The 25717-nt window shown below is 70.5% G+C and carries 20 protein-coding genes and 1 pseudogene; 10 read left to right on the plus strand and 11 right to left on the minus strand.

Annotated features, from left to right (window positions below):
- Window positions 1-39: 39 nt before the first annotated feature.
- Window positions 40-228, minus strand: coding sequence for a thiomuracin/GE37468 family thiazolyl RiPP peptide (locus tag ACIBO2_RS10180; RefSeq protein ID WP_355448036.1), 189 nt, complete (start codon window positions 226-228; stop codon window positions 40-42).
- A 180-nt stretch (window positions 229-408) separates the two neighbouring features.
- Window positions 409-3243, minus strand: a complete 2835-nt coding sequence (locus ACIBO2_RS10185; protein WP_397296353.1) for a BTAD domain-containing putative transcriptional regulator — start codon at window positions 3241-3243, stop codon at window positions 409-411.
- Between the two features lie 225 nt (window positions 3244-3468).
- Between ACIBO2_RS10185 and ACIBO2_RS10190 the strand changes: the two genes are divergently transcribed.
- Complete coding sequence (locus tag ACIBO2_RS10190) at window positions 3469-3984, plus strand: hypothetical protein (RefSeq protein WP_358543997.1); 516 nt, start codon at window positions 3469-3471, stop codon at window positions 3982-3984.
- A 32-nt stretch (window positions 3985-4016) separates the two neighbouring features.
- A pseudogene (locus tag ACIBO2_RS10195) lies at window positions 4017-5093 on the plus strand (LacI family DNA-binding transcriptional regulator).
- Between the two features lie 11 nt (window positions 5094-5104).
- Here the strand turns inward: ACIBO2_RS10195 and ACIBO2_RS10200 are convergent.
- From ACIBO2_RS10200 to ACIBO2_RS10220, 5 genes are all read right to left on the minus strand, one after another.
- The gene (locus tag ACIBO2_RS10200) at window positions 5105-5710 is read right to left on the minus strand and encodes a bifunctional 4-hydroxy-2-oxoglutarate aldolase/2-dehydro-3-deoxy-phosphogluconate aldolase (protein ID WP_358544004.1); all 606 of its coding nucleotides are present in this window, start codon (window positions 5708-5710) and stop codon (window positions 5105-5107) included.
- Window positions 5697-6458: an IclR family transcriptional regulator gene (locus ACIBO2_RS10205; protein WP_397296355.1), complete on the minus strand. Its 762-nt coding sequence runs from the start codon at window positions 6456-6458 to the stop codon at window positions 5697-5699. The genes ACIBO2_RS10200 and ACIBO2_RS10205 overlap by 14 nt, the downstream gene beginning before the upstream one ends.
- Window positions 6430-7401, minus strand: a complete 972-nt coding sequence (locus tag ACIBO2_RS10210) for a sugar kinase (protein WP_358544009.1) — start codon at window positions 7399-7401, stop codon at window positions 6430-6432. Before ACIBO2_RS10210 ends, ACIBO2_RS10205 begins: the two co-directional genes overlap by 29 nt.
- A gap of 156 nt (window positions 7402-7557) precedes the next feature.
- Window positions 7558-8001 (minus strand): beta-galactosidase, encoded by a 444-nt coding sequence (locus ACIBO2_RS10215; protein WP_397296357.1) that lies wholly within the window; start codon window positions 7999-8001, stop codon window positions 7558-7560.
- Between the two features lie 242 nt (window positions 8002-8243).
- Window positions 8244-9080, minus strand: a complete 837-nt coding sequence (locus tag ACIBO2_RS10220; RefSeq protein WP_397296359.1) for an NAD(P)H-binding protein — start codon at window positions 9078-9080, stop codon at window positions 8244-8246.
- Window positions 9081-9162: 82 nt separating this feature from the next.
- Between ACIBO2_RS10220 and ACIBO2_RS10225 the strand changes: the two genes are divergently transcribed.
- From ACIBO2_RS10225 to ACIBO2_RS10245, 5 genes are all read left to right on the plus strand, one after another.
- Window positions 9163-10104, plus strand: a complete 942-nt coding sequence (locus tag ACIBO2_RS10225) for an AraC family transcriptional regulator (RefSeq protein WP_358544015.1) — start codon at window positions 9163-9165, stop codon at window positions 10102-10104.
- A gap of 278 nt (window positions 10105-10382) precedes the next feature.
- Complete coding sequence (locus ACIBO2_RS10230) at window positions 10383-11327, plus strand: alpha/beta hydrolase (protein ID WP_358544017.1); 945 nt, start codon at window positions 10383-10385, stop codon at window positions 11325-11327.
- A 120-nt stretch (window positions 11328-11447) separates the two neighbouring features.
- Complete coding sequence (locus ACIBO2_RS10235) at window positions 11448-12479, plus strand: hypothetical protein (protein ID WP_358544019.1); 1032 nt, start codon at window positions 11448-11450, stop codon at window positions 12477-12479.
- 91 nt (window positions 12480-12570) lie between these two features.
- Window positions 12571-12855: a hypothetical protein gene (locus ACIBO2_RS10240; protein WP_358544021.1), complete on the plus strand. Its 285-nt coding sequence runs from the start codon at window positions 12571-12573 to the stop codon at window positions 12853-12855.
- A gap of 49 nt (window positions 12856-12904) precedes the next feature.
- Window positions 12905-13939, plus strand: a complete 1035-nt coding sequence (locus ACIBO2_RS10245) for an LLM class flavin-dependent oxidoreductase (protein ID WP_358544023.1) — start codon at window positions 12905-12907, stop codon at window positions 13937-13939.
- 51 nt (window positions 13940-13990) lie between these two features.
- Here ACIBO2_RS10245 and ACIBO2_RS10250 read toward each other — a convergent pair whose 3' ends face one another.
- Window positions 13991-14368 (minus strand): hypothetical protein, encoded by a 378-nt coding sequence (locus tag ACIBO2_RS10250; RefSeq protein ID WP_358544026.1) that lies wholly within the window; start codon window positions 14366-14368, stop codon window positions 13991-13993.
- 162 nt (window positions 14369-14530) lie between these two features.
- Between ACIBO2_RS10250 and ACIBO2_RS10255 the strand changes: the two genes are divergently transcribed.
- Genes ACIBO2_RS10255 through ACIBO2_RS10265 form a run of 3 tightly spaced genes read left to right on the plus strand, consistent with a single transcriptional unit; the run spans window position 14531 to window position 19287 of the window.
- Window positions 14531-14704, plus strand: coding sequence for a hypothetical protein (locus ACIBO2_RS10255; protein ID WP_397296363.1), 174 nt, complete (start codon window positions 14531-14533; stop codon window positions 14702-14704).
- Entirely contained in the window at window positions 14701-14997 is a 297-nt protein-coding gene (locus ACIBO2_RS10260) for a hypothetical protein (protein ID WP_358544030.1), read from the plus strand. Before ACIBO2_RS10255 ends, ACIBO2_RS10260 begins: the two co-directional genes overlap by 4 nt.
- Window positions 14998-15003: 6 nt before the next feature.
- Window positions 15004-19287, plus strand: a complete 4284-nt coding sequence (locus ACIBO2_RS10265; RefSeq protein ID WP_397296365.1) for a hypothetical protein — start codon at window positions 15004-15006, stop codon at window positions 19285-19287.
- A gap of 88 nt (window positions 19288-19375) precedes the next feature.
- Here ACIBO2_RS10265 and ACIBO2_RS10270 read toward each other — a convergent pair whose 3' ends face one another.
- From ACIBO2_RS10270 to ACIBO2_RS10280, 3 genes are read right to left on the minus strand one after another with little or no spacing between them, the layout of a single operon-like run.
- Window positions 19376-22114 (minus strand): hypothetical protein, encoded by a 2739-nt coding sequence (locus ACIBO2_RS10270; protein ID WP_397296367.1) that lies wholly within the window; start codon window positions 22112-22114, stop codon window positions 19376-19378.
- Window positions 22114-24369, minus strand: a complete 2256-nt coding sequence (locus tag ACIBO2_RS10275; protein WP_397296369.1) for a glycoside hydrolase family 3 N-terminal domain-containing protein — start codon at window positions 24367-24369, stop codon at window positions 22114-22116. Before ACIBO2_RS10275 ends, ACIBO2_RS10270 begins: the two co-directional genes overlap by 1 nt.
- A 46-nt stretch (window positions 24370-24415) precedes the next feature.
- A complete protein-coding gene (locus tag ACIBO2_RS10280; protein ID WP_358544039.1) occupies window positions 24416-25717 on the minus strand; it encodes a glycosyl hydrolase in 1302 nt (433 codons plus the stop codon).

Genomic DNA, 25717 nt, shown 5'->3' on the forward strand with positions numbered 1-25717 from the left:
GCCGGGCCGCCCGCGCCACGCCGACGGCCCGGCCGGGAATCAGCTGCTGCTCGAGCTCGTCGACGACGTCGAGGTGCTGCAGACGCTCGGGCAGAGGACGGACGCGCCGTTCTCCGCCATCCCGTGCCCCGCGGTCAGCGACTCGATGGCGAGGCCGCTGTCGGCGAGGTCGAAAACGTCCATCGGCAGGTTCTTGAGGTCGAAGTCGAGCTTCTGGGAAACGCTCATTCTCTTTTCAGCCTTTCTGTGGAGAAAATCGCAGGACCCATAGCCGCGAATAATCCGCCAGGAAAACATGCGGCTAGTGGCTTCCGACAGAAGGCTAATCCCGACGCACGGAGAACCGCCTTTCGCCGACCTGTCACCGACCTGTCGGCGCGCTGAAACGCTCCTTGGAAAAGGCCGCTCTCACCGGGTGGACGCGAGAACGGCCTCGATGTCGTGGGCTCGCGGGTCCGCCAGCCCGGTCATCAGGTCCAGCGCCGTCCGCAGGATGCCGCGGGCCAGCACGTCGTGTCCGGCCCCGTTGAGCGCGTGGCCGAGATCGGCGAGGGTGATCGCCTCCCAGCGCTGGTTCCTCGTACGGCGGAACAGGTCGATGGACTGGCGGAAGGCGCGGACGGCCTCACGGGTGTCGCCCGTCATGACATAGGCGCGGGCCAGGTGGCGCAGGCACATCGCGTCGGAGGCGTACTCCCTGAGCCGCAGGTTGATCCGGTGCGCCTGCTTGAACGCCTTGACCGCGCATCGGTAATGGCCGGCCACGGTCTGCGCGATTCCGATGTTGTCCAGGGCCAGGGCGATGCCACGGGGATATTCGTTGCGCACGTGCAGATCCAGCGCGCGCATCAAATGCCGCTGGGCCTTTCCGTATTCGCCGGCCTCGCCATATGTCATGCCGAGATTGCACAGCGCCATGGCCTCGCCGTACGGGCTCTTGCTCCGCTTGAAATGAATGAGCGCCTCGCGGAAATGTCGCTCCGCCAGATCGACGTCACCCCTGTCGGAGTAGATGCAGCCCACGGAGTTGAGGGTGTAGGCCTCGCCGATGGGCTCGCTCGCGGCCCGAGCCGCGCGTACCGCCGACTTCAGGCTGTCCAGGCCGTCGGACCACGGGATGCGCGCGTCGTAGAAGCTGGTCATGGCCATGGTCGTACGCCATGAGTAGTGCGCCCACCCGTTCGTCGCCGCCCACGACATCACCGCCCGGAGGGAGTCGTATTCCAGCTCCAGCCAGGCCATCGCCTCGTCGGCGTCGGCGAACGCGAGCGGGCGCCGGCGCGGCCGCATCGGCGCGAGGAAGTCGCGGCGGCGGTAGGGCACCAGGTGCCGGTCGGCGCTGACGGCGGCGAAGAGGTAGTGATCGAGGAAGCGCCGTACGGCGGCCTGCCGCTCGCCGGGCGGCATGTGCAGCCGCGCCTGATCGACGGCGTACAACCGGATCAGGTCATGCAGCTGGTAGCGGCAGGGGCGGCGCTGTTCGAGCAGATGGGCCGCCACGAGCTGGTCCAGGCCCCGCTTGACCTCGGCGGGCGGAAGGTCGACCAGCGCCTCGACCGTCTCCAGCGCGATGTCACTGGCGGGGTGCAGGCCGAGCGCGTGGAACGTGGCGGCCGCCGCCGGGCTGAGCGCTCCGTAGGACCAGGACAGAACGGCGCGCAGGTCGATGTTCGGATCGTTCTCGCCGGTTCCCAGGTTGTCGAGGCGGGCCTTCTCGTCCGCCAGGCCGTCGACGACCTCGGCGAGCGTGGCGGCGCGCTGCGCGCGTTCGGCGATGATGGCCAGCGCGAGGGGCAGATGGTCGCACAGCTCGACCAGCCGGGAGGCCGCCGCGGGCTCGCGGGCGACCCGGGCGGGGCCGACGGCCGCCGCCAGCAGCTCGACGGCCTGGGCTTCCGGCATCGCGCCCAGCGTGACACGGTGCGCGCCGTCACGGATGGACAGAGACCGTAGCTGGTCGCGGCTGGTCACGATGACCAGGCCGCTGGCGCCCGGCAGGAGCGGGCGCACCTGCTCGGCGTTGCGGGCGTTGTCCAGCAGGATGAGCGCGTGCCGGTCGGCGAGGATGGTACGCAGCAACGCGCACCGCTCGTCCACGTCGACGGGGATGGCGTCGCTCTCCACGCCGAGACCGCGCAGCAGGCTCTCCGCCGCGGCGGCGGGGGTCATCGGCTCGCTCGGCCCGTAGCCGCGCAGGTTGAGGTAGAGCTGGGCGTCGGGGTAGTCATGGGCGACTCGGTGGGCCCAGTGCGCGGCCAGCGTCGTCTTGCCGGTCCCGGGAGCGCCGTCGATGGTCACGATGATCGGGGCGTTCGTGCCCGCACCGTTCCGGCCCGATGCCGCCACGCCTGAGGGCAGCCGGTCCAGTGCCGCCACACCTGAGCGCAGCCGGTCCAGTGCCGCCAGTTCCTCCTCCCGGCCGGTGAAGCGGGCGATGCCGTGGGGCAACTGCCGGGGGCTCGGCGTCCTTCGCCGGACGGCCGTGCTGACCGGGTGGTCGTCGGTGTCGCCCAGGAGCACCGTCTGGTGCAGCTGGACCAGCTCTTCGCTCGGGTCCAGGCCGAGCTCCTCGCGCAGCACCGTACGTACGCGCTGGTAGGCGCTCAACGCCTCCGCCCGCCTGCCGCTGCGGTGCAGCGCGGTGATCAGGCGCGTCCACAGCGGCTCGCGGGTCGGGTAACGCTTGGTCAGCTCCGTCAGCTCGGCGATGAGGCGCCCCGGCGGCTCGCTGGCCAGCTCCAGGTCGATCCGGCGCTCGGTGGCGCCGAACCACTCCTCGGTCAGGAGGGGTATCACCTCGTGTTCCAGCCAGGGGCCACTGGCGTTGCCGAAGGGCTGACCGCGCCACAACCGCAGCGACTCGCGTAACAGGGCCATCTCCTCCTGCGCGGAGCCGGCGTCGTCGGCGCGGCGCACGAGGCCGCGGAACCGGTGCAGGTCCACCGCGTCGGGCTCGACCTGGAGCTGGTAGCCGTCCGGCTCGGTCTGGATGAGGTCCGCCCCGATCAGCCGCCGCAGCCTGGTGACATAGGTGTGCACCGCGCCGCGCGGCCAGCCCGGCCCCTCGCCCGGCCACAGCCGCTCGGCGAGCGTGGGCGTCGAGACCGACTGGCCGACCGACAGCAGCAACGACGCGAGGACCGTCCGCAGTTGCCCGACGGGCACCGCCACCGCGCCCTGACCGACCCGCACCTCCCAGGGCCCCAGGACGCCGAAACTGACATCGCCGCCATGTGCTTCCACAGCCGTTCCGGATGACGCGCCTGCCAATGCCTGACCTCCCACGGGGACGAGCTACGGACCGTGTTGCCGGGATTTGCCGGGATATGGATGGTGGATAAACGGCAGTTGCCGCCCTCCCTGTCAATCTAAGCCAAGACGGGCGGCTGCGTGCTTAAACTTCTGTTGAAGCTTTGCGGGCGGCCTATGATGTGGGTGTTGTGGCCGGTACGCCCCATGAGGAGGTTCGTGAGCGGCGAACGCCTGGAAGAGATCGTCGAGCGGTTCGAGATCACGCACCCGTTCGACATCGTGGAGTTCACCCACCAGGTGGCGCGGGCCCGGGAGCGCCGCATCGAGCTCAGGCCCGTCGACACCGCCGCGGACGGCCCCAGCGGCATGTGGCTGGCCACCGACACGGTCGACTACATCTGCTATGAGCAGCGGACCAGCCGCTCCCATCAGGAACACATCATCCTGCACGAACTAGGCCACATGCTGTGCGAGCACGCGTCGGCACCGATCGCCCCCGACGACCTGCTGCGCATCCTGCTGCCGACGCTCGACCCGGCCATGGTCCGCTCGGTGCTCGGCCGGACGACATACTCCGAGCCGCAGGAACACGAGGCCGAGCGGTTCGCGATGCTGGTGCTGCGACAAGCCGGCCGTCTTCCCACGATGCGCAGGCCGCCGCTCTCAGCCGAGGCGGCCGGGATCCATGACCGTATCCAGGCGGCACTGGCCCCACGCACCAGGCCATCCTGACGTCCGCAGGACTTGGCGAGAAGGGATACCCCATGGTCGCGCCCGAGCGACGGCGACGAGTGACCATTTCCGACGTGGCGAAACACGCCGGGGTCTCCAAGGCGGCGGTCTCGAAGGTCATCCGCAACGACTACGGGGTCAGCGAGGCCATGCGCGACCGCGTCCAGCGGGCCATCGAGGAGCTGGGCTACCGGCCCCAGGCCGCCGCGCGAGCGCTGCGTGGACGGGCGTACACCATCGGCGTGCTCCTGCGGCACATCGGGATCCCGTTCTACGCCGAGATCATGAGCGGCCTGGTGGAGCACCTCGCGGAGTCCGGCTATCAGGCGATCATGATCCAGGGCGGCACCCAGGACAAGACCGAGGAACGAGCGATCGACGCCCTGATAGATCGGCAGGTGGACGGCATCCTCATGATCGCTCCGCTCGCCAGGCGCACCCGGCTGGAGCAGGTCGCCCGCGAGATCCCCACCGTGGTGCTCGGCAGGCACGACCGGTCGCCGGCGTACGACTCGATCGTCGATGACGACCGGACCGGCTCCGAGCTCGTCATGGAGCACCTGATCGCACTCGGCCACCGGCGCATCGGGCACATCACCTTCCAGCAGGACCAGCGGCGGCCCGCCGACCAGGTGCCGCACATCAGGGCCGAGAGCTACGAGCGCGTGATGCGTGATCACGGCCTGGCCGAGGAGATCGCCGTGGTCGCGACCTCATATTCCGAGGAGGGCGGCCATCGCGGCGCCTAGGAGTTGCTGAGCCGGTCGCCACGCCCCACCGCGATCTTCGCGGGCTCCGACGAGGCGGCTCTCGGCGTCCTCGCCGCCCTCCATGAGGTCGCTCTCTCCGTCCCCGGCGATGTCTCCGTCGCCGGCTACGACAACACCCGGCTGGCCGCCCATCCCAACATCGCGCTGACCACGGTCGATCAGGACGGAGCGGTCATGGGCCGTATGGCGGGACGGCTGCTGCTGGAGCGCATCGAAGGCCGCACGGCGGCGGTGCACTTCTCCGTCACGCCGACCTTGGTCGTCCGCCGCTCCACCGCGCCTCCTGGCGGCCCGGCCCAGGACTCGGCATCCGCATCCGGTCATGGGTCACGCCCCTAGAGGCTCGGCGGTCAACCATCCGTCACCTTGCGCAGCCGTTCCAGGGCGTCCGGGTCGTTCAGCGCCGAGCCCATGGCGACACCCCGGCATCCGGCCGCGAGGAAGGCGGCGGCGTTGGACGCGTCGATGCCCCCCGTCGCGACGAAGCCGACTCCGGGGAACGGCGCTAGCTGCGCCTTGATCCAATCGGCGCCGAGCTGCGCCGCGGGGAACGCCTTCAGCCAGGTGAAGCCGCGGGCCAGCGCGGCGGCGATCTCCGTGGAGGTGGCCACACCCGGCAGGTGCGGTAGTCCGAGCCGCAGCGATTCCGTCGCGACCTCGGGATGCAGTCCGGGCGCGACCGTGAAGGCGGCGCCCAGCTCGCTGACGGCCGCCAGCTGCTCTGCCGTGGTCACCGTGCCCGCGCCGACGCTCTTCCCGTTCGCCCTGGCCGCGTCCAGCGCCGCGCGCAGCGACGGGTACGCGTCGGCCGTCTGCACGGGCACCTCGATGAGCTCGATGCCGGACTCCCAGGCGCGCTCGCACATCCGCACGGTGGCCTGAGGGTCGAGGTTGCGGAAGATGCCGAGGACCGGGTTGCGGTCGAGGTGGCTGCCGAAGAACTCAGCGGCGTCCATGTTGGTCTCCTGTCCAGCCCAGGGTCTTGGAGATCTCGTGGGCCGCGTCGCGGTATTGGTCGATGTGCGCGCGCAGCTCTTCCAGCGGCGCGACCGCTCGAAGAGCGGTGAAGGAGATGCCGTGGGTGACCTTGCCGCGGGCGTCGAACACCGGCAGGGCCACGCAGTTGATGTAGTCCTCGTGCTCGCCGTCGTCCTCGGCCCAGCCCCGTCCCCTGGCGCGGGCGAGGTCGGCCTCAAGGTCTTCGGCGGTGGTGATGGTCGTGGGGGTGAAGCGGGTGAAGGTGGCGTGCGCGAGGACGCGCGCCCGGGTCTTGTCGTCCTGATAGGCGAGGATGATCTTCGCGACGGCCGCGCTGTGGAGCTGGGCGGGCAGCCCGATGCGCGAGCCCATCGCTACGCTGCCCCGGCCGTCGATCTTGTCGACGTAGACGACCTGGTCTCCGGCCAGCTCGCCGAGGTGGACCGTGTGGCCATACCTCTCGCTCAGCTCGTGCAGGATCGGGTGCGCGAGGGAACGGGCCTCCACCTGATCGAGGGCCAGTTGGCCGAGCGCGATGAGCTGGAAGCCCATGCCGTACATGCTGCCGGGGACGCGCCGCACGAAACCGCCCTCCTCCAGCGTCTGCAGCAGCCGCAGCGCGGTCGACTTGTGCACGCCCAGGTGCTCGGCGATCTCACCGAGCGAGCGATGCCGTACGGAGACGAACCCGATGATGTCAATGGCACGGGCGACGGTCTGCGACAAGGTGGTGCCCTCCTTCCGCTTCCGCGAGCAGCGAGACGACCTCGTCAGCGGGGGGAAGATCGGCCAGGTCGGCCGGGGACATCAGCACCCGGGAGGCCGCGTAGTGCCCCAGACGCAGCCGCGTGACCTCGTCGCGGCCGTCCAGGAACCCGCTCAGCCACCCGGCCGCGAACGCGTCACCCGCGCCGACCGCGTCGATGACCTCGACCGGCAGGGACGGCGCCCGGTGCACCCCCGTCGGAGTGAAGCCGACCGCCTCGATCGCGGCGTCCTTGACGATCAGGTACGTGGGCCCGCCGAGCAGCGCGCGCACGCTTTCGGCGTCCGTGGTGCCCCACAGGGCCGCCGCCTCGTCGCGGCCGACGAAGACGATGTCGGCCCGCTGCGCCAGCTCCAGCAGCACCGACGCGGCGTCGGCGCCGTCCCACAGGCGCGGCCGGTGGTTGACGTCGAAGCTCACCACGGACGGCCGCAGCGGCCGATCGAACACGATGTGCCTGGTCAGCTCCAGGCACTGCGGGGAGATCGCCGCGGTGATGCCGGAGATGTGCGTCACCCTCGCCGGCCGCGCGGCCCAGCGCGCGACGTCGGCGACGGTCATGACCGAGGCGGCCGAGCCGCGCCGGTAGTAGTAGACGGAGGTGCCCGAGGTGGTCGGGTCCTTGAAGTAAACGGCGGTGGGCCGCTCGTCGTCGCGATGGACGAGGCCGACGTCCACGCCGCGGGCGCGGAGCGAGTCGACCACGAGGTCGCCGAGCGGATCGCGGCCGACCGCGCCGGCCCAGGCCGTGGTGTGGCCGAGCTGGGCGAGCAGTGCGGCGACATTGGACTCCGCGCCGCCGGGGCGCAGGATGAAGCTGCTGTCCGCGTCGAGGCGGCCGCCGGCGGTCGGGGTGACCATCACCATGGTCTCGCCGATCGCGAGCACGTCTGCGGGTCTCATCGGCCGGTCATCCCTCATAGGCGCTGGAGTCGAAGTACATTGCGGGCCTGTTGCAATATATGCAATGACTGTGTTTCATTTGCAATGATAGTCGATGCTTCCGCCTACCACGGGTCGGGGGACCTCGAAGGAGAGGTCATCGGCGGCAGCGGGCGCTCACTTCGTCTCCAGCACGGTGCGCATGTCCACCGGGAGCACCCAGTCAGGGAATCCCCCGTAGCGAGACTCACCGTGACCCCACGGGCCGATCCGTACGACCACGTCCAGCCCGAGCTCCGCACACGTCATCACAAACCGGCGCAGGTCACGGTCGCCCGTCCAGTCGAACACACCGCGCCGCTCCTCGTGCAGGTTCCAGAACACATAGGTGGAGACAGCCGTCACTCCCCCTGCCCGCACCTTGAGCAGCTCCTCCCGCCACTCGCCCGCTGGATAACGGCCGTAGTGGAACTCGCCCATGACCGGAAACCACGGCCTGCCCCCACGGGTCAGGTGGCGCGAGTTCACCTCGATCGCGTCGGGCCCGTGCGCCGGATCGCCAAGACGCAGATGACCCCGCAGGGGCCGGGCCAACTCGCCCGGCACACTCAGTCGCCGCACATCTGGAGCCTTCCTCGCCACTCATAACCCGCGACACGTCCGCTCGTAACCGCGACATGTCCGCTCGTAACCCGCGACATGTCCGCCTATCACTCGCGACATGTTCGCTCATCGCCTGCGGCACGTCTCGCGCGGCTCCCCTTCCAGGGCCACCGTCACGCCGGGTTCGGTGGGCACCATGTCAACGCGGCGCCCACCGGACTCCGCGTGACATGGTGCCCACCACCATGGTCGGCGCTCGATCAGTTCCAGGGACCGGCCGCGGCGGTTTCGGTGACGTAGTCCTCGAAGGGCCTGGGCCGGCGACCGAGGGCTCGTTCCACATCGCCGGAGACCTCGGCGCCCCGGCCGTCGCGGATGGCGACCAGGACGCCGGCGAGCAGCCGCGCGACCTCGGGCGGAACGCCGAAGGAGACCTGACGCTCGACGAAGACTTCGGGCGCGATGTCGACGTACCGGACCGTGCGCCCGGCGGCCTTGCCGATCAGGTCCGCCGCCTCACCGAAGCCGATCGCCCGCGGGCCGGTCAGCTGGTAGATCTGGCCGTTGTGGCGGTCTTCCGTCAGCGCCGCCGCGGCGACCGCGGCGATGTCCTCGGCGTCGATGAACGGAACGCGGCCGTCGCCGGTGGGCAGGGCCAGGGTTCCCGCCATAACCCCTGGCAGCCAGGGACCTTCGCTGAAGTTCTGCGCGAACCAGTCCGGCCGCAGGATGGTCCAGTTCACACCGGAGCCGCGCACGGCCTGCTCCGCCGCCTTGAGGGGATGATCGTCGATCTGGTCGGCGCCGGAGGCGGTCAGCAGCACCAGCCGCCGTACACCCGCGGCGACCGCTTCGGACACGAACCTGGGGATGCGCTCCCGGCCCTCGGCGCCGGTCTGCAGGCTGGGCTCCATGACGTAGGCCGCGGTGATGCCGTCGAGCGCGGGTGCCCACGTCGCCGGGTCGCCCAGGTCGAGGCGGATGTCACCGGTGGCGCGTGACGCTGTGCGTACCGGCTGGCCGGCGTCCCGGAGGCGCTGGGCGATGCGGCGGCCGGTCTTCCCGATGCCGCCGCCCAAGATGAGGATGTTCGTCATGTGCCTACCGAACTCCAAGGAGGCCAAGACGGTCCATGGGAGAAAGTCCGGAATACCTTTGTGATCGTCTACGGTGGGCTCCATGGACGTCCTGAGCGATCTGCTGCATCGGGCCCGCGCCGGCAACGCGACGATCAGGCAGCTGATCCAGCGGCCACCGTGGTCACTGACCTTCGCCGACGCTCCTCCGCTCACGATCGTGGCCACGCTCGGCGGCCACGCGTCGGTCCGCCTCGACGAGACCGATGCCGCACCGGCACTCCTGTCCGCGGGCGACCTCGCCCTCATCAGCGGCACCGGTCGTCACACGATCGCCGACGACCCGTCCACCCCGCCCCAGGTCATGCTGTACCAGGGCAGGAAACAGCTTCTCGACGGGAGCGAAGTGCCGCCTGGAGCCCAGCGGAGGCTGGCTCCCCGCACCTACGGCGACGGTCTGCCCGGGGCCACGACCATGATCCGGGGCGGCTACGACCTCTATGGCGACGTGGGCGACCGCCTGCTGACCATGCTCCCGCCGCTCGCGGTCATCCCCGCCGGTCCCCGTACCCGGGCAGCGCTGGATCTGCTCGCCGCCGAGATCGCCCGCGAGGAGCCCGGTCAGGACGCCGTCCTGGGCCGGCTGCTGGATCTGGTGCTCGTACTGGCGCTGCGGGCCTGGTGCGCCACCCCGCAGGCGGCATCCCCCGCCTGGTATCGGGCCCTGACCGTGCCCGCCATCGGCGACGCGCTGCGTCTGCTCCACGAGGATCCCGCGCACCGGTGGACGGTCGCCGGGCTGGCCGCCAAGGTCGGCATGTCCCGCGCCGCCTTCGCCGCCCGCTTCACCGACCTGGTCGGCGAACCCCCGCTCACCTATCTCACCGGCTGGCGGATGACCTTGGCGTCGGACCTGCTGCGCGACACCGACATGAGCATCGCCGCGGCGGCCCGTGCGGTCGGGTACGAGGACCCGTTCGCCTTCAGTGTGGCCTTCAAGCGCGCCCGCGGCGTCAGCCCGTCTCTCTGGCGCCGAGCGCGCTGATCCCAATCGACCTCCCTGGCACCGAACGCGCCGATCCCGAATCGACGCGGGCATGGTATCCCGAGCGGCTTTGCCGAAGTGGCAACACGATTCGCGGCGACCCCACGGTCTCCCGGATGATTCCCGCGAAAGCCGCCGGCCGGTGGTGGCACTCGGCCGGGCAGGATGGAAAGTCGTGGAAGATCGATGGTGCGACCGCTTCGGACACGAAGCCCACAAGCCTTGGAGGATCGATGATGCCACCCGCTTCAGTCACGGAGCTCACACATCGGCTGGTCATGACGCGCGCCGGCCGCGTCCACCTGGTGGAGCAGGGCTCCGGGCCGCTGGTGCTCTTGGTGCACGGCTTTCCTGAGTCCTGGTATTCCTGGCGCCACCAGCTGTCGGCGCTGGCCGCGGCCGGCTATCGGGCCGTCGCGATCGATGTACGTGGCTATGGCCGCTCCTCCAAGCCCGCGGACATAGCCGCGTACCGGATGCTCGACCTGGTCGAGGACAACGTCGACGTGGTGCACGCCCTGGGCGAGCGGACGGCGGTGATCGTGGGCCACGACTGGGGCGCGCCCATCGCCGCCAACTCCGCCCTGGTCAGGCCGGACGTCTTCCGCGCGGTCGGGCTGCTCAGCGTGCCGTACACCCCGCGCGGCGGGCCGCGGCCCAGCGAGATGTTCGCGCGCATGGGCGGGGAGGAGGAGTTCTATGTCGGCTACTTCCAGGCGCCCGGCCGGGCCGAGGCCGAGATCGAGCCCGACGTCCGCGGCTGGCTCGCCGGCCTCTACGCCGCCCTGTCCGCCGACACCATGCCGCCCGCTGACGCCCCCCATCCGCTTCTCGTCTCCCGGGGCGGGACGCTGCGCGAGCGCTTCCCCACCGATCGGCTGCCCGCCTGGCTCAGTGAGGACGACCTCGACGTCTACGCCGCGGAGTTCGAGCGGACCGGCATGAGCGGGGCGCTCAACCGCTACCGGAACATGGACCGGGACTGGGAAGACCTCGCCGGCTTCGACGGCGCCCCCATCCCCCAGCCGTCCCTGTTCATCGGCGGCGCGCTGGACGCCTCCACCGCCACCTGGCTGGCCGGCGCCATCAAGGCGTTCCCGACGACCCTGCCGGGCCTGGTCTCCTCACACATCCTCGACGGCTGCGGTCACTGGGTCCAGCAGGAACGCACCGCGGAGGTCAACGAGATCCTGACCGGCTGGCTCGCCGGTCTGCCGGCCTGAAGCCGCGGACCGGGAGTTCCAACAATCGTGACTTACGGCTATGAACATAAGTCAAACAGTGAGGTATGGGAGGACCGCATGGGCAAGAATCGGTAAAGACCGTATTCAAGGAGGTTTTCCGTGCGCGCAGTTCTCACCGCCGTGCTCGCGACGCTCACCATGTTGGCCACCGTGGCCAGTTCGGCCAGCGCCGCACCATCCCAGTCATCCTTGCCCGGCGGGAAGGCCAACTTTGTGGTCTCGCAGGGCTTCCTGCGCGCCGGGTCCACTCAGAACTGGGTGCGTCTGGGTACGTACCAGTTCAAGGCCGGCGGCACCGTCAGCGCGAACACCTACCTCTGGTGGCAGCGCAACCCCGAGGGCAGGCAGAAAACCGGTGTCGTCCCGGATTCGAGCTGCGCGACCAAGGCGGGCGGCTCCAGCACCCGCGTACGCGCCTGCGACGTACTGACCGCCGCCGGCTTCACCGGCGCTCCGGACGAATCCCGGACGGGGACGTACACCGTGGCGGGCGACGTACTGAGCATCAGGTGGAAGATCGCCCAGACCTGGACCGAGAAGTGGCGCGTGAAGCTGTCGCCTGACGGCAAGCTCGCCCAGCTGCAGTTCGCCGGCAGCAGCCTGGCCACCAACGGATACGGCTACGGGAGCAACGCCTCGCTCACCACTCGCCGCGCGATGAGCTCCGTGCGAGCCTTCTCCGGAACGCTCAAGCAGGACCTGGTCTCCTGGGCGGGCAACCACATCGTGAAGTCGGACGGCCAGGTCTTCAAGCAGTCCTCCTTCCGCAACTGCGCCACGACGACCTGGTGCCTGACGTACCTGCAGCCGTCGTCCCCGGGCGCATGCCAGAAGTCCGGCGGTTGCCCCAACGTCGGCGGCGGCACCAAGGCGAACGTCAGCTCCATCCAGTACTACCTCGTCAAGGTCTCCAACCGCGATCGCCGCGACACCCTGTGGCACTGGTGCACCTGCCTGGCCATGGAAGCCAAGCAGTTCTGCTACTCGGGCAACTCCCACATCAAGCCGCTTGAGCAGATCATCGACGACAGCGGCGCCTTCCGTGGCTGGGTGGGCGCCGAGGCGTCCTTCTACTCCGGGGTCAGGACCAAGGACATGATGGCCGTGTTCCGCGTGTCCGACTTCCGCTGACGCGTGCGCGCCGGTGGCGCTCGGCCCCCGCCCAGGGGTCGGCGCCACCGACGCCCCGGCGCTATCGCGGAGCATCCCCACCCGACGCCGGGTGGGTGCGACCAAGGCCACCTTCCTTATCAATCGCCACCCGCCGCTCGATGACGGCGGACGAGCCGGCCGTGTGCGTCATCAACAAGACGACATCCAGATCGAGCGGACTTCCTCCGACGCCATCCGTCTCAGCAACCCGTCGAAGAACGGGACGACCATTGACCCCGGCGACAGCGCGATGGTGAACGGGGTGATCCGTGACGCCTACATCACCGGCTCCGGCGCGCGGGCGTCTCGCCCGGAGCGGCCCGACAACGGCGACCCGGTGGCGCGGACGCGCTGAGCCCGCGGCTATTCTCCGCTGCCAGGAATGACGAGGAGGAGGAACCACCGTGCCGCTACCCACGCGACCGCTGCGCAAGCTGGGTTTCCTGACGATCGGGCTGTTCGACGGGGACGACCCGCGCCCCGGCCACGAGTCGACGCTGCGGATCATCGAGCTGGGCGAGCGGCTGGGCTTCGACAGCGCGTGGGTGCGCCACCGTCACCTCCAGTACGGCATCTCCTCCCCCGTCGCCGTCCTGGCGGCGGCCTCCCAGCGCACCACCCGTATCGAGCTGGGCACCGCGGTCATCCCCCTCGGCTGGGAGAACCCGCTGCGGCTCGCCGAAGACCTGGCCACGGTGGACATCCTGGCCGGCGGCCGGCTCAACCCGGGCGTCAGCGTCGGCCCGCCGCTCCACTACGACCAGGTCAAGGACGCGCTCCACCCCGGCACCGCCGACCAGGAGGACTTCAGCTACGAACGGGTGCGGCGGCTGCTGTCCTTCGTCCGCGGCGAGCCGGCCACCGACTTCAGCGGCGTCGAGGGCTTCGAGGTCTTCTCCGATCGGGTCCAGCCCCACTCGCCCGGCCTGGGCGCCCGCATGTGGTACGGCGGCGCCAGCCTCCGCTCGGCCGCCTGGGCGGGTGAGCACGCCATGAACTTCCTGACCAGCAGCGTTGTGAAGGCGGAGGAGTCGGAGGACTTCGCCGAGATCCAGCTCTCCCACGTACGGGCGTTCCGCGCGCGGCACCCCGACGGCGAGCGGGCCCGCGTCTCCCAGGGCCTGGTCGTCATCCCCACGGACACGGCCACGCCGGAGCAGCGAGCCAGGTATCAGGCGTACGCCGACAAGCGCATGCCCCGCACCGCCACGCCGCAGGGGCCGGCCCGCATGATGTTCGCACCCGACCTCGTGGGCAGTTCGGCCGAGATCGCCGAGCGGCTGTACGCGCACGCCGCCTTCCGGGAGATCGACGAGGTGGCGTTCGCGCTGCCGTTCACCTTCGAGCATGAGGACTACGTGCAGATCCTCACCGACATGGCCACCCGGCTGGGCCCCGAACTCGGCTGGCGACCCGCCGTGGACCGCAGCCCGGAGTGAGGCTCGGGGCCGCGGTTCTCTCGGATTCGGTGGGAGGCTCATGACTCCGTGTCAGGCACTGACCTTCAATTGATGGACGCGCTGCTTCGACAGGCCCATGACACGTGCCGTGTCCGGCTCCGACCAGTGGCTCGTGAGAGCCTTCGCGGTCTTGACGGCCAGCTCCGCGGCGCGCTTGGCGTGGGGTTCGGCCAACTCCCGTTCATGACTGTTTTCGGCCACCAGCACGGCCACGTCCTCAGGCAAGTCGAAGACGAACTCCACGCCAGGGGTGTTCTCCGGCCAAGCCCATGCGTGGATCTCCGCCAAATCACGCTCCAGCTGCGACAAGGAGCCGGCCACACCGACTCCCTCCGTCTCCCCGGTGGGACAACGCGACACCCACCGCTCGTTCTCGCAGGTGATGACATAGATGATCGTCTTGCTCATCGGCTCATCCTTCAGCCGTGGCACCTGCAGCGGCCACTATCGCTGCCACCTCGGCAAGCTGGCGGTGGCCCTGCTCGCGCCGCCACGTCTTGAAGCCCGCTTCGGAATCGGGCACGATCCACTGGTTCGAGCAACCGGGAGTGCGCCCTGTAGATTCGAGGCATGAGCGCGGAAGACCGGCGGCCTCCGCTCTTCGAGGTCCTCCCGGACCAGGACGAGCGGCCTGAGCCGATCACTATGCACGCCTCGGACGGCACCCTGAGCGTGGCGGCCGATCTGACCGCCGAGGAGTTCGAGCTCCTCGACGAGCTTCGGCGGGCGGCGGCCAAGGAATGACGGTCTCCGGTTACAACGCGCGGCCGCACGGCATCCGTCAGCACGGGAGGGCTTCCGCCGAGGAGGCCGAGCGCATCCGGGGCATCCTGCACGACGTACGCGAGGCGTTCGCGGCGGCAGGGCGGCCGATGGGGCATGACCAGTACGGCGCCCAGATGGAGAAGGATTTCCCCGGCATGCGCGACGGCGTCATCAACGCCTTCAACGACCACATCGACCGGCTTGAGGGCGTCGGCGACGATATACAGGTGACGGCTGCGAACTACCAGGTCGCAGAGCATCCCGGGACCTGACGGGCGGTGCTGCTCGACGGGGAGATACCCGGCTGGATGCGGCCGTGGATCGGCTGGGCCGTCGGCATGGACTGGCCCGAGGGCGACGAGTCCAAGCTGTTCACGCTGGCCGACGCGCTGGCGGATGCGGCCTACCGGGTCGCGGAGGGCAGTGGCGTCCCCGTTCCCGATCGAGACATCTGGGACGGCGAAGCGCTCCAGGCCTTCGTCGGGAACGCCTCGCTCAAGGTCGGCGAAAGCGAGGCCAACCTGCTGAAGCGCCTCGCGGGGATGGCGATGGCGCTGAACGACCTCGGCGTGCAGGTCCAGTACACCAAGCGGCTGATCAAGCTGTCGATCGCGTTCCTGATCTTCCAGCTGTGGACACTGGTGCCGGTCATCGCGAACCCGGCCACGGCCGGGACCGGGCTGGCGGCCGCGGGGTGGCGCGCCCGCTTCACCCGCGCGATCGTCAGGCAGCTGGCCAAGCGGCTGCTGTTCAACATCGGGCTGTTCGGCGGCCTGATGCTCGCGATGGACCTGGGTGTGCAGGCCGGCCAGGAGCGGCGCGACAAGATCGACTGGGGCCAGGCGCTGACCTCGCTGGGCACCGGCGCGCTGAACGGCGTGTTCCTGACCGGAGCGACCTGGCTCGCGCCGCCGCGAACGTTGCTGGGCTTCATGCTCGCCTCCGGCGCGGCGGGTGGCATGACCGACGCGACCCTGCAGGCGTTCGATGACGAGCCGTTCGACCTGGAACGGCTGCTCAAGGGCGTCTCCTCCGGCGCCATCGGCGCCGCGGACGCGCACTGGGCCAGCTGGAGCCCACACCTCGGCAGATCAGGCGGCGACGGCCCGCCGCTCCCCGACACCCGCGGAGGCCCCGATCCCCACGGAGGCCCGGACCCTCGCGGAGGCTCCGACACCTACGGAGGCCGGGACCCTCGCGGAGGCCCCGACACCCTGCCGCCCGACCCGCGTCAGCCGCTCGATCCGCGGCACTCGTCCGACCCGCGACACGCTGAGCCCTTCTCCGCGGACAGGTCCGACGCGACCGACCTGGCCGGGTGGCGCCACGGTGCCGAGGATCCGGCGCTCTCAGGCGGACTCGATCCCGCCGGTTCCCGCCACGACCCGGTTCCGCGCCCCGGAGAGGCGGCCGCGCAGCGTCAGCAGTTCCTCACCCGCCACTTCAGGGAGGAGACCTGGTCCGGCCTGTGGTTCCGTAACCGGGAAAGCACCGACATGAGCGTCACGGGCGACATGAGACGCCGCCCGCCGCTGCCCGGCCACGTGGACATCGGCATCCGCGCCAGCTCCGACGGCTTCCTGGTCGGCGGCTTCCGCCGGCTGCCCGCCGACGTACCACCCGCTCTGCGCGAACTCGTACCGGGCCGCGGCATCCACATCGACGCCGCCGACCTGGCGAGCGTGCTGCGCGAGGACCGGCGGCTGACGGCCCAGCCGGACGCCGCGCTGCGGATGTTCGGGCCGCACGCCCGCCATGACGCCCTGCTGCTGCAGGACCTGGCCGACCGTACGGGCCGCGTCGTGGTCGCCGCCGACAACGGCATGCCGTACGGCACCGCCCAGGGGTATCGCGGCCCGTTAGAAGGCCGCTGGCAGCGCTTCGAGCCGCAGGTCACCGATGCCCCGCGCGCCGAGCCCCGCGGCCGGATCGAGAGCATGCTCAACTGGGGCCAGGACCGGTCGGCCGGCAACCCGCCGCGGCCCCAGTCCGAGTTCAGTCAGGCAGCCGCCAAAGGGACGAAGGGCCCGTGGGAGCCCGCCGGTATCGACAGCGCCAGGGTCACGCTCTCCGACGGCTCGCTCGCCATGCGCATCGACTTCCCCACCCGGGAGGCCAGAGACGCCAAGGTGCTGGTCGCCTCGCTCGGCGAGGAGCTCGGACTCAAGATGCCCTCGGTCCACCCCATCGGAGACACCCGGCTGCTGCTCGAATGGGTGTACGGCGATCCGAACCACATGAGCTGGATCGGCGAGGAGTGGAACCTGCCCGGCACCGTGGCCACTCGCGACGGCGTCCTGGCCGGGCTGCTCGGCGCCCTGTTCAAGGACGACCCCGTTCTGCTGGACGCGCTGGGCGGCGAGGCCGCCCTCATGCCGCGGCCCGCCATGGCCAAGCTGATGAGCCGGCTGTTCATCCGCGAGGTGGGCACCCTCCCGGAGGGGTGGGCGGCCAATCCGCTCTCGCCGGCGGACGTCGTCAGGATCCAGCGCAAAGTGAGAATGCTGGGGCTCGACTTCGCGGACGCGGGTCTGGCGGAGTCGCACCGGCGGATCACCGCCTCCCTGCGGATGATCGCGGACAACGCGGTCGGCACCGACTCCATCTTCAAGGTCCGTCCCGACGAGACCCTGCCCGAGATCACCACGCGGCAGCTCAACGACCGGGCCGAGCGGCTCGCCGAGCTGGCCGCCGACCTCAGGGACACCACCCCGTCAGGCGCGGGACGCCCCCTTGTGGACCCCGTACAGCGGCTGGTGGACAACCTCGACGACATCGTGGCCACGCGCGAATCCGATCTGGGGCGCGTCGTCACGTTCGGCGACGGATCGCAGGCACTGGCACTGACCGGCAGGGCCGCCGCCGACGCGCTGGAGTCCGCGCTGGCCCGGCGTGCGCTCGGTCTGGACGGCCCCGCGGTCCACCGGGCGAGCGATGGCACCGTGTACCAGACGCACGGCAGCGACCGGCTCCGCGCCGCCCTGGCCACCGGCATCCGCGAGAGCGACGTGGTGTCGCTGACCGGGAACAGGGCGGAGGTGGTGACGTTCAACGACGGAACCAGGGCCCTGCGTCACGAGTTCTCCACCATCGCCGAGGCGGACGAGTTCGAGGGGCGCGCCCATGCGGCGCACGCCACCATGGATGGCGTACAAGGCGTCTACCGGGCCGCGCCCACCGTCGTGTACGAGCACCGCATCAGCCCGTGGCACTGGAACGACGAGACGCGCGCCGTGCCGGCGTCCCTGCGGCACGAACTGAACAGGCGGGCGCTGCACGCCTGGATCACCCCCACGGACCTGTCCACAACGCATTCGATGGGCAACCCGCGCATGGAACACCTCGTGCCGGGCCAGGCGCTGCTCACCGAGGCCGACAGCGCCGCGCTCCGCGCCAGGTTCGAGGCGCTGCGACCGGAGTACGAGAGGTACGGCCTCACCGACCGGTACCAGAAGCACCTCGACCTGATCAACCAGGTGGCCCCGGACGCTCCGCTCGATCTCGGCCCGCTGCACGACCACTCGCCGCTGGTCCCCGACTTCCGGGAGACGCCGTGGCGGCCGCCCGGCAATCAGGTTCCCGCTCTGCCGCACCTCCTGGAGGGCGTCAACCTGCGCCAGGTGAACGAACTGGCCGTCGGGCGCGCGGACGACCCCGCACTTGTCCCCTCGGCCGAGGCGATGCTCGACAGGGCCGACGCCGAACTCGCCGCCAGGGCGACCACGTCGGGCCACGTCTCCGCCCGCGTTCCCGCGGACTGGCTGCCGCGCGCCGTCCGGCCGGGCGAGGAGGTCGTCTTCCACGGCCTCCTGGAGGGCGTCGACGATCCCGGCAAGCTGGGCGATCTGCCGGACAGCGTCCGGTTGACGATCAGAGCGAGCGAGTACACCGACGTCGAGGACCTGTCGGGCAAGCCCGCCCACGCGCTGTTCAGGTCCGGGGTCAGGCTGAAGGTGCTGGCCGTGCAGGAGTCGTTCGGTGAGCGGCACCTCCTGGCCATCCAGGTCCCCCAGGGCCGCAGCGCCGACTCGATGGCGCTGCGGCTGCCGCGAATGAAACCGCCGCTCACCGCCGAGCTGAACCACCATCTCAAGCGGCACGTCGAGGAGACCGACGCGGGTGTCTGGCTGCGCGACCTCGACCACCCGCACGACGCCGGCCTGGCCTCCTCCGCACGCAAGGTGCGGCGCATCGACGGTGCCCTCTACGTGGACGGGCACGGCTCGGAGCGGGGAAACAAGATCGGCGACCAGACCCTGGACGCGGCGCAGGTCTCGGACCTCCTCCTGAACCTGCCGAAGCTGAAGCCGAGCGACGTCATCCTGCTGGCCAACTGCGACATCGGAACCGGCGGCCATCCCCTGAACGTCGCCCGGCGGACCGGCCACGTCGTGATCGCCGCCGACTCGGCGATCATCGTCACGAAGGAGGGCCACATGCGCGCGGTCTCCCCCGAGTCCGGCCACCTGGGCGGCCGCGGCCAGTTGCGCATCTACCTGCCGAGCGACCCCATCTCCGGCCGGACGTACGACACGATCAACGCCTGGTTCCAGGCGCCCTGACGATGGGGACGTACCGGCGCCAAGGGATCAGCCCCGGCGCCGCGCAATATCGGCGTGGGCGCCCAAGCGGGCGCCCACGCCTTCGTGATCAGTTGCCGCGAAGCACCGTCGTGGCCTTGTTGCCGGCGTAGTCCTCCAGGATGGCGACCACCTTGCTGGCGGCGCCGGACATCGTCACCGTCTCGGCGGCACGCGTGGTACGGCCACGGATGATGTACGGCTTGGCGCCCGAGCCGTAGGTCGTCGTGAACGACTTCGCCTGGCCGTCCTCAAGGATGGTCAGGGTGTGCCAGTCCGGAAGCGTCGGCCGGGAGAAGGTGAAGGTGTTCCCGTTGATCGCCACCGCCGACGCCGGGTAGGGGCTGATCTCGGTGTCGGCGAACGTCCCGCGTACCCCGGTGACCGTGCCCGTTCCCGACCGCAGGGTCAGGAGGTAGCCGTCGCCGTTCACGGGTACGCCGGTCAGCGTCGTGGTCGAGCTCGTTCCGGGGACTTCGACCTCCTTGGTGTACGGATGTGCGGTGTCGAGGCTTGTGACCTTCAGCGTGATCGGCTGCCCGCTCGCCGGAGGCGTCCAGGTGGCCGTCAGCGTGCCGTCCGGCTTCGCCGCCGCCTGCGCCTTGCTCGGCGCCGTGGACAGGTTGAACGACGTGCTCGCGGCCGGGCTCTCTGACCCGTCCGGACCGACCGCCACCAGCTTGATCGTGCCCGAGGTGGCCGTGAAGCGCTTGACGTAGTAGACGTCGTCGTAGGCGCCACCGAGGTAGGTGTCGTCCAGGTAGACGTCGTAGCGGCGTACCTTGTCGTAGGCGGAGCGCTTCCAGGACAGGAACAGTTCGCCGGTCGCGGGGAGCAGCTCGGTGATGCGCAGGTCCTGCGGCGCGGCGGGGGTGTGGTTCGTGCCGTCGCGCAGGGCCAGTGCGCCGAGGTTGACCTGGTATCCCGGGATGGGGCGGGCGCCGGCGGCGACGACCAGGCCGAGCGCGGCCACCTTCTGACCGGCGTACGCCGACAGGTCGGCCGACCGGGTCGTCCAGCCTGTAGTGTGCCGGCCCGAGCCGGTCAGCGGGAGCTGGATCACCTTGGCTGTGCTCATGGTCGCGCTCCCTACGGGCCCGGCCTGGTCACGCAAGCTACCGCTGCCGAGCCCTACTCGCCGCTCCGGGTCGGAGGCGAGGACGAGGCCAAGCCGGAGTTCGGAATCGTCGCTGGCCGACGGCTTGTTGTAGGTCAGGTCCAGGGTCGAGCGCTTGTTGATCCGCAGGTCCGTCTTGTAGAGACGCACGGTGTTGTCGCTGTCGAGGTTCCCGCTGAGGACGAGGGAGCTGCCGCCGTTGTAGGCGCCGATCTTCTGGTAGGAGAACCGGCTCGCCGGTGTGTACGCGGGGCCGTAGTCGAAGTCGGCGCTGAGCGGCGTTCCGGCCGCGTCCACCCACCACTGCCAGGTCACCGGGATGTCCTGGAGGTTGATGTTGCCCCACTCCTGCTGATTGGACAGCCGGCCCTTGGTCCAGGTGGACAGGCCGTGGCCGGTGTTGAAGGAGGTGGCGAACGTGGTGCCGCCGATGACGGAGCGTTCGGCGACGTACTTGGAGATTCCCTTCCAGGTGCCCTCCGGCGTGGTGGTGCCGGCTGAGGAGCCGGTCCACCAGCGGCGTTCCCGGTCGAAGACGTCCCGCTGGGCGGCGTCGTCGGTCTTGTTCGCGTAGTCGGAGGAGACGAAGTCGGCGCCGAGGGTGGCGATGGCGTTCATCGGCGCGCCGTTGGCGTCGAGGTTGTCATCGAGGTTGTACGGCTGATTGAACTGGTACTGCCCGGCCTCGACACCGGCGAAGACGCTCTTGCGGGAGTCCAGGCCCAGGCCGGCGGCGTAGCTCTTGGAGTTGGTGAGCTTGGTCCTGTTCCACCAGTAATTGAGGAAGATGGAGTCGGACACGTCGCCGAGTTTCGCGTCACGCACGAACGGGCCGTTGACCGCGTTGAACTCGTTCTGGTACGAAATGGCGCCGGTGGAGTTGTCGATGGAGTCGTACCACTGCACGTACAGGCCGCCCGCGCGCAGTTGCCGCAGGAACTCCTTGTACGCCGGGATGTCGGCCGGCGCGACCCGCGCCTCCTGGTTGATGAAGTAGCCGTCGAAGCCGTAGAACTTGGCCGTCTGGATCAGCTTGGCGGCGACGGGGAAACCGCCGTCGGCGTCACGGACCAGGAGCTCGTTGTAGGTCTGGTCGCCGCGGTCATTGTCGGAGAAGAAGAGGCAGCCCAGCGAGCGCACCCCGTTCGCGTGGGCCGCGTTGGTGTATCCGGGGTTCGGCAGGTTGAGCATCCCGAACTCGAACCACTTCTCGCGCCAGTCCTTGGTCGGGTCGTAGTAGCTCGTCGGCACCCCCTCGGTGGGCATGCCGTGCCAGGAGCCGTAGAAGTCGGCGTACTGCCAGTAGGAGAACAGGTACTGGCTGAACTCGTTGGTGTAGGGGTGGCTTTCGAAGAAGGCGTTGCCGTAGTCGCCCGCCAAGGTGAGCTGCTGGGTGGCGGCGGGCAGCGCCGGGTCGCGTTGCGTGGCGGCGTTGGCGGCGTTGCGCTTCTGGAGCGGCACCTTGGCGCGTAGGAGCTCGGCGTGGGCGTCGTCGGCGGGGTTCCAGCGCAGCAGGTCGGTGACGGAGTAGCCGTGCTGGTACGGCTGGTTGGCACCGACCGCGCTGTCGCCCGTCCAGGGCAGCGTGTCGCTGGCGGCGGCACCGCCGGCGGCGAGCACGACGGCGAGCATGGCGGCCAGGGCGGCGGTGCCCGCACGGGTCGTCGCCCGTCTGCGATGTGATCGGGCCATCACAACTCCTCACTGTCGGGAATGGGCTCGGCCGCTCCGGAGTGGATGGCGGCCTGGGGGTGACTGAATGGTCGGATGGTCGCGTGCAGGTCTTCGACATACAGGTCGGTGACGGCCCGGTCCGTCGCGCCCTCGGCGAAGCAGCGCGCCGCGGGCAGGTTCCAGATGACGGTGGTACGGGCGCCCGGCGGGACGGTGACCCGGCGGAAGGCGAGCAGTTCGCGGAGGCGAGGCAACGCGATGCCTCCGGTACGCCGCCCGAACACCGGCACGACGACCTCTGCTTCGTGGACCTCGGCTTCGGTGGCGTCAGGGTTGACGACCTCGACGCTGACCTCGACCGTGTCCGCGTGCGCCGTCGCGGTCAGGCGGTCGAACCTGATGGGCCGGTAGCGCAGGCCGGAGCCGAAGGGAAAGAGCACCGGGTCCGGGGCGTCCTGGTAGACGCCGTGGGCCGGGTGCCGGTCGTTGTGGCGTACCGGTATGGCCCCCGGATGGCGTGGCGCGGTGAACGGTAGGCGGCCGACCGGCTCGTAGCCGCCGAGCAGCGCGTCGACGATCGCGTGGCCGCCGTGCGGACCGGGGTAGCCGGCCCACAGCATGGCGTCGGTATGGGCCAGTACGCCGGTGAGCACGTGCGGCCGACCGGCGATGACGACGGCCACCACGGGGCAGCCCGCCTGCGCGCGGACAGCGGCGACCAGGTCGTCCTGACCGCCGGGCAGGGTTATGTCGGCCAGGTCGACGCCCTCCCCGGCGGTCGCGACGGCCGCTGTGCCGGTGATCGCCCCGTTGGCGGCGAAGCCCTCCGCGTACGTGCGGTGGCTCGTCCCGCCGAGCGCCAGGATCACGACGTCGGCGCCGCTCAACTCGGCCGCCGTGGGTGCTCCGGAGGCGCACACCACCTCGGCGTCCGGTATCGCCTGCCGCAGTGCCAGATCCAGTCCGGCAGCCGAGCTTGCGGGCAGCGGCGGTACGTAGTCGCCCAGCAGGGCGGTGACGTCGCGGGCGTTCGGACCGGCGAGAACGACCTTGGTCAGGGTCCGCCGGTCGAGGGGCAGGAGGTTGTCGGCGTTGTGGAGCAGGACCAGCGACTGCCGGGCCAGACGACGCGAGAGGCCGTCTGCGGCCCCCAAGGTGAGCTTTTCACGACCGGTCTCGGGTGGGCGATCGGCGAGCAGGCCGACACGCTGCTTGAGTGTGAGCACTCGGCGGCAGGCGTTGTCGACCAGCTCAGCCACTCGCGGATCCTCGCGGGCAGCCTGCTCCAGCAGGCCGAAGGAGTCGTCCCAGAGCGACAGATCCACCCCGGCCTCGATCGCGGCCACCGCGGCGGTCGTCGCGTCGCCCGTCATCGCGATGAGTCGATCCACGGCAAGGCCGTCGGCCATGACGATCCCGTCGAAATCGCACTCGGCCCGCAGAAAGCCGGTGAGGAGGTCGCGGTTGGCGCAGCACGGCACCCCGTCGATGTCGTTGTAGGCCGCCATGAACCCCATGGCCCCGGCCTCCACCGCGGCCCGGACGGCCGGGAGGTGCAGCTCGCGCAGGTCACGGGGGCCGATGACGGCGGATTGGCCGTTGCGCCCGCCGACGGCCTCGCCTTGGGCGGCCAGATGCTTGAGGACGATCGCGACCCCGCCGCGACCCACCGCGCCGCGATCACTGCCCTGCATGCCGATCACCAGCGCCCTGGTGAGCTCCGCCGCCAGCAGCGGATCCTCTCCGAAGCACTCCTCCGCCCGGCCCCAGCGCGGGTCGCGCAGCAGGTCGAGCGCGGACACCAGGGCCAGGTGCACCCCGCTGGCCGCGAGCTCGGCCGCGACGGCGGCCGCGGCCTCGGCCAGCAGCTCCGGGTCCCAGCCCGCGGCCACCGCGAGGTTGGTGGGCAGCAGCGTCCCGCCCAGCGCCTGGTGACCGTGCGGGGCCTCTTCCGACAGCAGCACCCCGATGCGGTGGTCGCCGGCCCGCGACACCTCGTCCTGGACGAGGGCCGCGATCTCGGCGCGTTCCTCCGGCCGGATCCCGTCGGCCCACGAGCGGCCCGACCAGGCGTCGGCGCGGAAGACCCCGTACAGCGCGCCGAGCCCGCCCCACCGGTCGAGCTCGGCGCGGGCGAGGTCGGTGATCCTGAACCCGCCTCGGGGAGCCCGCTCGACGGCCTGCCAGCCGAAAAGGCGCTGGTTGAGCTGCCCAACCTTCTCCCGCAGGGTCAACTCGGAGAGCAGCCGCTCCACGGGCCCGGCGCTCCGCATGCGCGGCTCCACAGGCCCGGCGCTCCGCACACCTGGCTCGACGGGTTCAGCGTTCCGCATGTGCGGCCGTCCGGTTGAGTACCTCCACGTCGCTGACGGAGCTGTAGAACGTGCGCCCCGTCGGCTCGGCGTGGACGAGCCGTTCGACGCCGCGAGCCCGCAGCGCCGACGGGTCGCCCGCGACCGTGGAGGTGACCAGAGTGGGACGGGCTCCGGCGCGGGCGCGGCCCATCCAGGTCTCGAAGACCCCGCCGCCGGGCGACAGCTCCGCCCGGGACACGGGAACGTCCTCGGAGTCGACCGGTACGACAACGGCCTCCCGCCGTGGGGAAGGCCGCGGCCGGTTCCGCAGTTCGGCGGCCAGTTCGGCGATGCGCCGGCCGATCGGCTTGACGGTGGCGTCGGCGTCAATCAGGCCGAGGCTGTACTCCAGGCCGGGGAAGTCGGCCAGCCGGCGTTCCACGTCGTGCGAACACCACCACGTGACGCCCCACAGGGCGTCGCTGTCGGCCGCCGCGCGCACAGTCGCCTCACAGAAGTCCGGCGCCTGGTCCTCGGTGAGGTGGTTGAGCGGCGCGCCGACCTCCTGCAACCACACCGGGCGGGCCGGGTCGAGGGCGAAGGCGCGCGACAGCTCGATGAGGTACGCGGCGTGGCTGACGCTCTCGTGGGACATCGCGCCGTACCCCTGCGCCGTGCCGTTGAAGATCCACGAGTGGATCACGCTCATCTGGCCGTGCCGGGCGGAGTGCGCGGGGGTGAAGGCGTGACCGTCGGCGTACCAGACGGCATCGTATTCGGCGTTGAGCCGGAAATGGCGCCGGTCGCGCGGGCCATCGCCGTGCAGCGCCCGGAGCCAGGCCGTGACCTGCCGCGCGGTGGCCGGCATCGGGCTCGGGTGCAGGGCGGAGGTGAACTGGTTGACCTCGTTGCCCAGGGTCAGGCCGAGGAAGTTGGGCAGGTCGTACAGGTGCCCGTCAAGCGCCTCGACCAGGTCGGCCTGCGCGGCGATGGCGTCGAGGTCGGTGAACATGCTGCGCCGATGCCAGTCCGTCAGCCAGCTCGGCACGAAGTCGAACCCCGACAGGTGGCCCTGCAGGACGTCCACGCTGGCGTCGAGGCCGGCCTCGCCGGCGATCTCCACGACGCGGCGCACGTCGTCGAGGGCGCGGCGGCGGATCAGCGTCCGGTTCGGCTGCAGAACGGGCCACAGCGGCATGACCCGGACATGATCCAGGCCGAGACCGGCCAATGCCTCCATGTCGCGCCGGGTGACCGCCCAGTCCGGATCCAGCCAGGAGTAGAACCAGTCCCGAGAAGGCGTGTAGTTGACCCCGAATCTCAGCAT

The sequence above is a fragment of the Nonomuraea sp. NPDC050022 genome, assembly GCF_044460705.1.
In the GTDB taxonomy this organism is placed as follows: Bacteria; Actinomycetota; Actinomycetes; order Streptosporangiales; family Streptosporangiaceae; genus Nonomuraea.

What these genes read in the sequence shown, in the direction of transcription:
- ACIBO2_RS10280 (WP_358544039.1), bottom strand. Translation starts at nt 25,717, where the DNA reads ATGCTGAGATTCGGGGTCAACTACACGCCTTCTCGGGACTGGTTCTAC.
- ACIBO2_RS10225 (WP_358544015.1), top strand. Translation starts at nt 9,163, where the DNA reads ATGGACGTCCTGAGCGATCTGCTGCATCGGGCCCGCGCCGGCAACGCG.
- ACIBO2_RS10220 (WP_397296359.1), bottom strand. Translation starts at nt 9,080, where the DNA reads ATGACGAACATCCTCATCTTGGGCGGCGGCATCGGGAAGACCGGCCGC.
- ACIBO2_RS10250 (WP_358544026.1), bottom strand. Translation starts at nt 14,368, where the DNA reads ATGAGCAAGACGATCATCTATGTCATCACCTGCGAGAACGAGCGGTGG.
- ACIBO2_RS10180 (WP_355448036.1), bottom strand. Translation starts at nt 228, where the DNA reads ATGAGCGTTTCCCAGAAGCTCGACTTCGACCTCAAGAACCTGCCGATG.
- ACIBO2_RS10260 (WP_358544030.1), top strand. Translation starts at nt 14,701, where the DNA reads ATGACGGTCTCCGGTTACAACGCGCGGCCGCACGGCATCCGTCAGCAC.
- ACIBO2_RS10200 (WP_358544004.1), bottom strand. Translation starts at nt 5,710, where the DNA reads ATGGACGCCGCTGAGTTCTTCGGCAGCCACCTCGACCGCAACCCGGTC.
- ACIBO2_RS10230 (WP_358544017.1), top strand. Translation starts at nt 10,383, where the DNA reads ATGACGCGCGCCGGCCGCGTCCACCTGGTGGAGCAGGGCTCCGGGCCG.
- ACIBO2_RS10255 (WP_397296363.1), top strand. Translation starts at nt 14,531, where the DNA reads ATGAGCGCGGAAGACCGGCGGCCTCCGCTCTTCGAGGTCCTCCCGGAC.
- ACIBO2_RS10275 (WP_397296369.1), bottom strand. Translation starts at nt 24,369, where the DNA reads ATGCGGAGCGCCGGGCCCGTGGAGCGGCTGCTCTCCGAGTTGACCCTG.
- ACIBO2_RS10270 (WP_397296367.1), bottom strand. Translation starts at nt 22,114, where the DNA reads ATGGCCCGATCACATCGCAGACGGGCGACGACCCGTGCGGGCACCGCC.
- ACIBO2_RS10210 (WP_358544009.1), bottom strand. Translation starts at nt 7,401, where the DNA reads ATGAGACCCGCAGACGTGCTCGCGATCGGCGAGACCATGGTGATGGTC.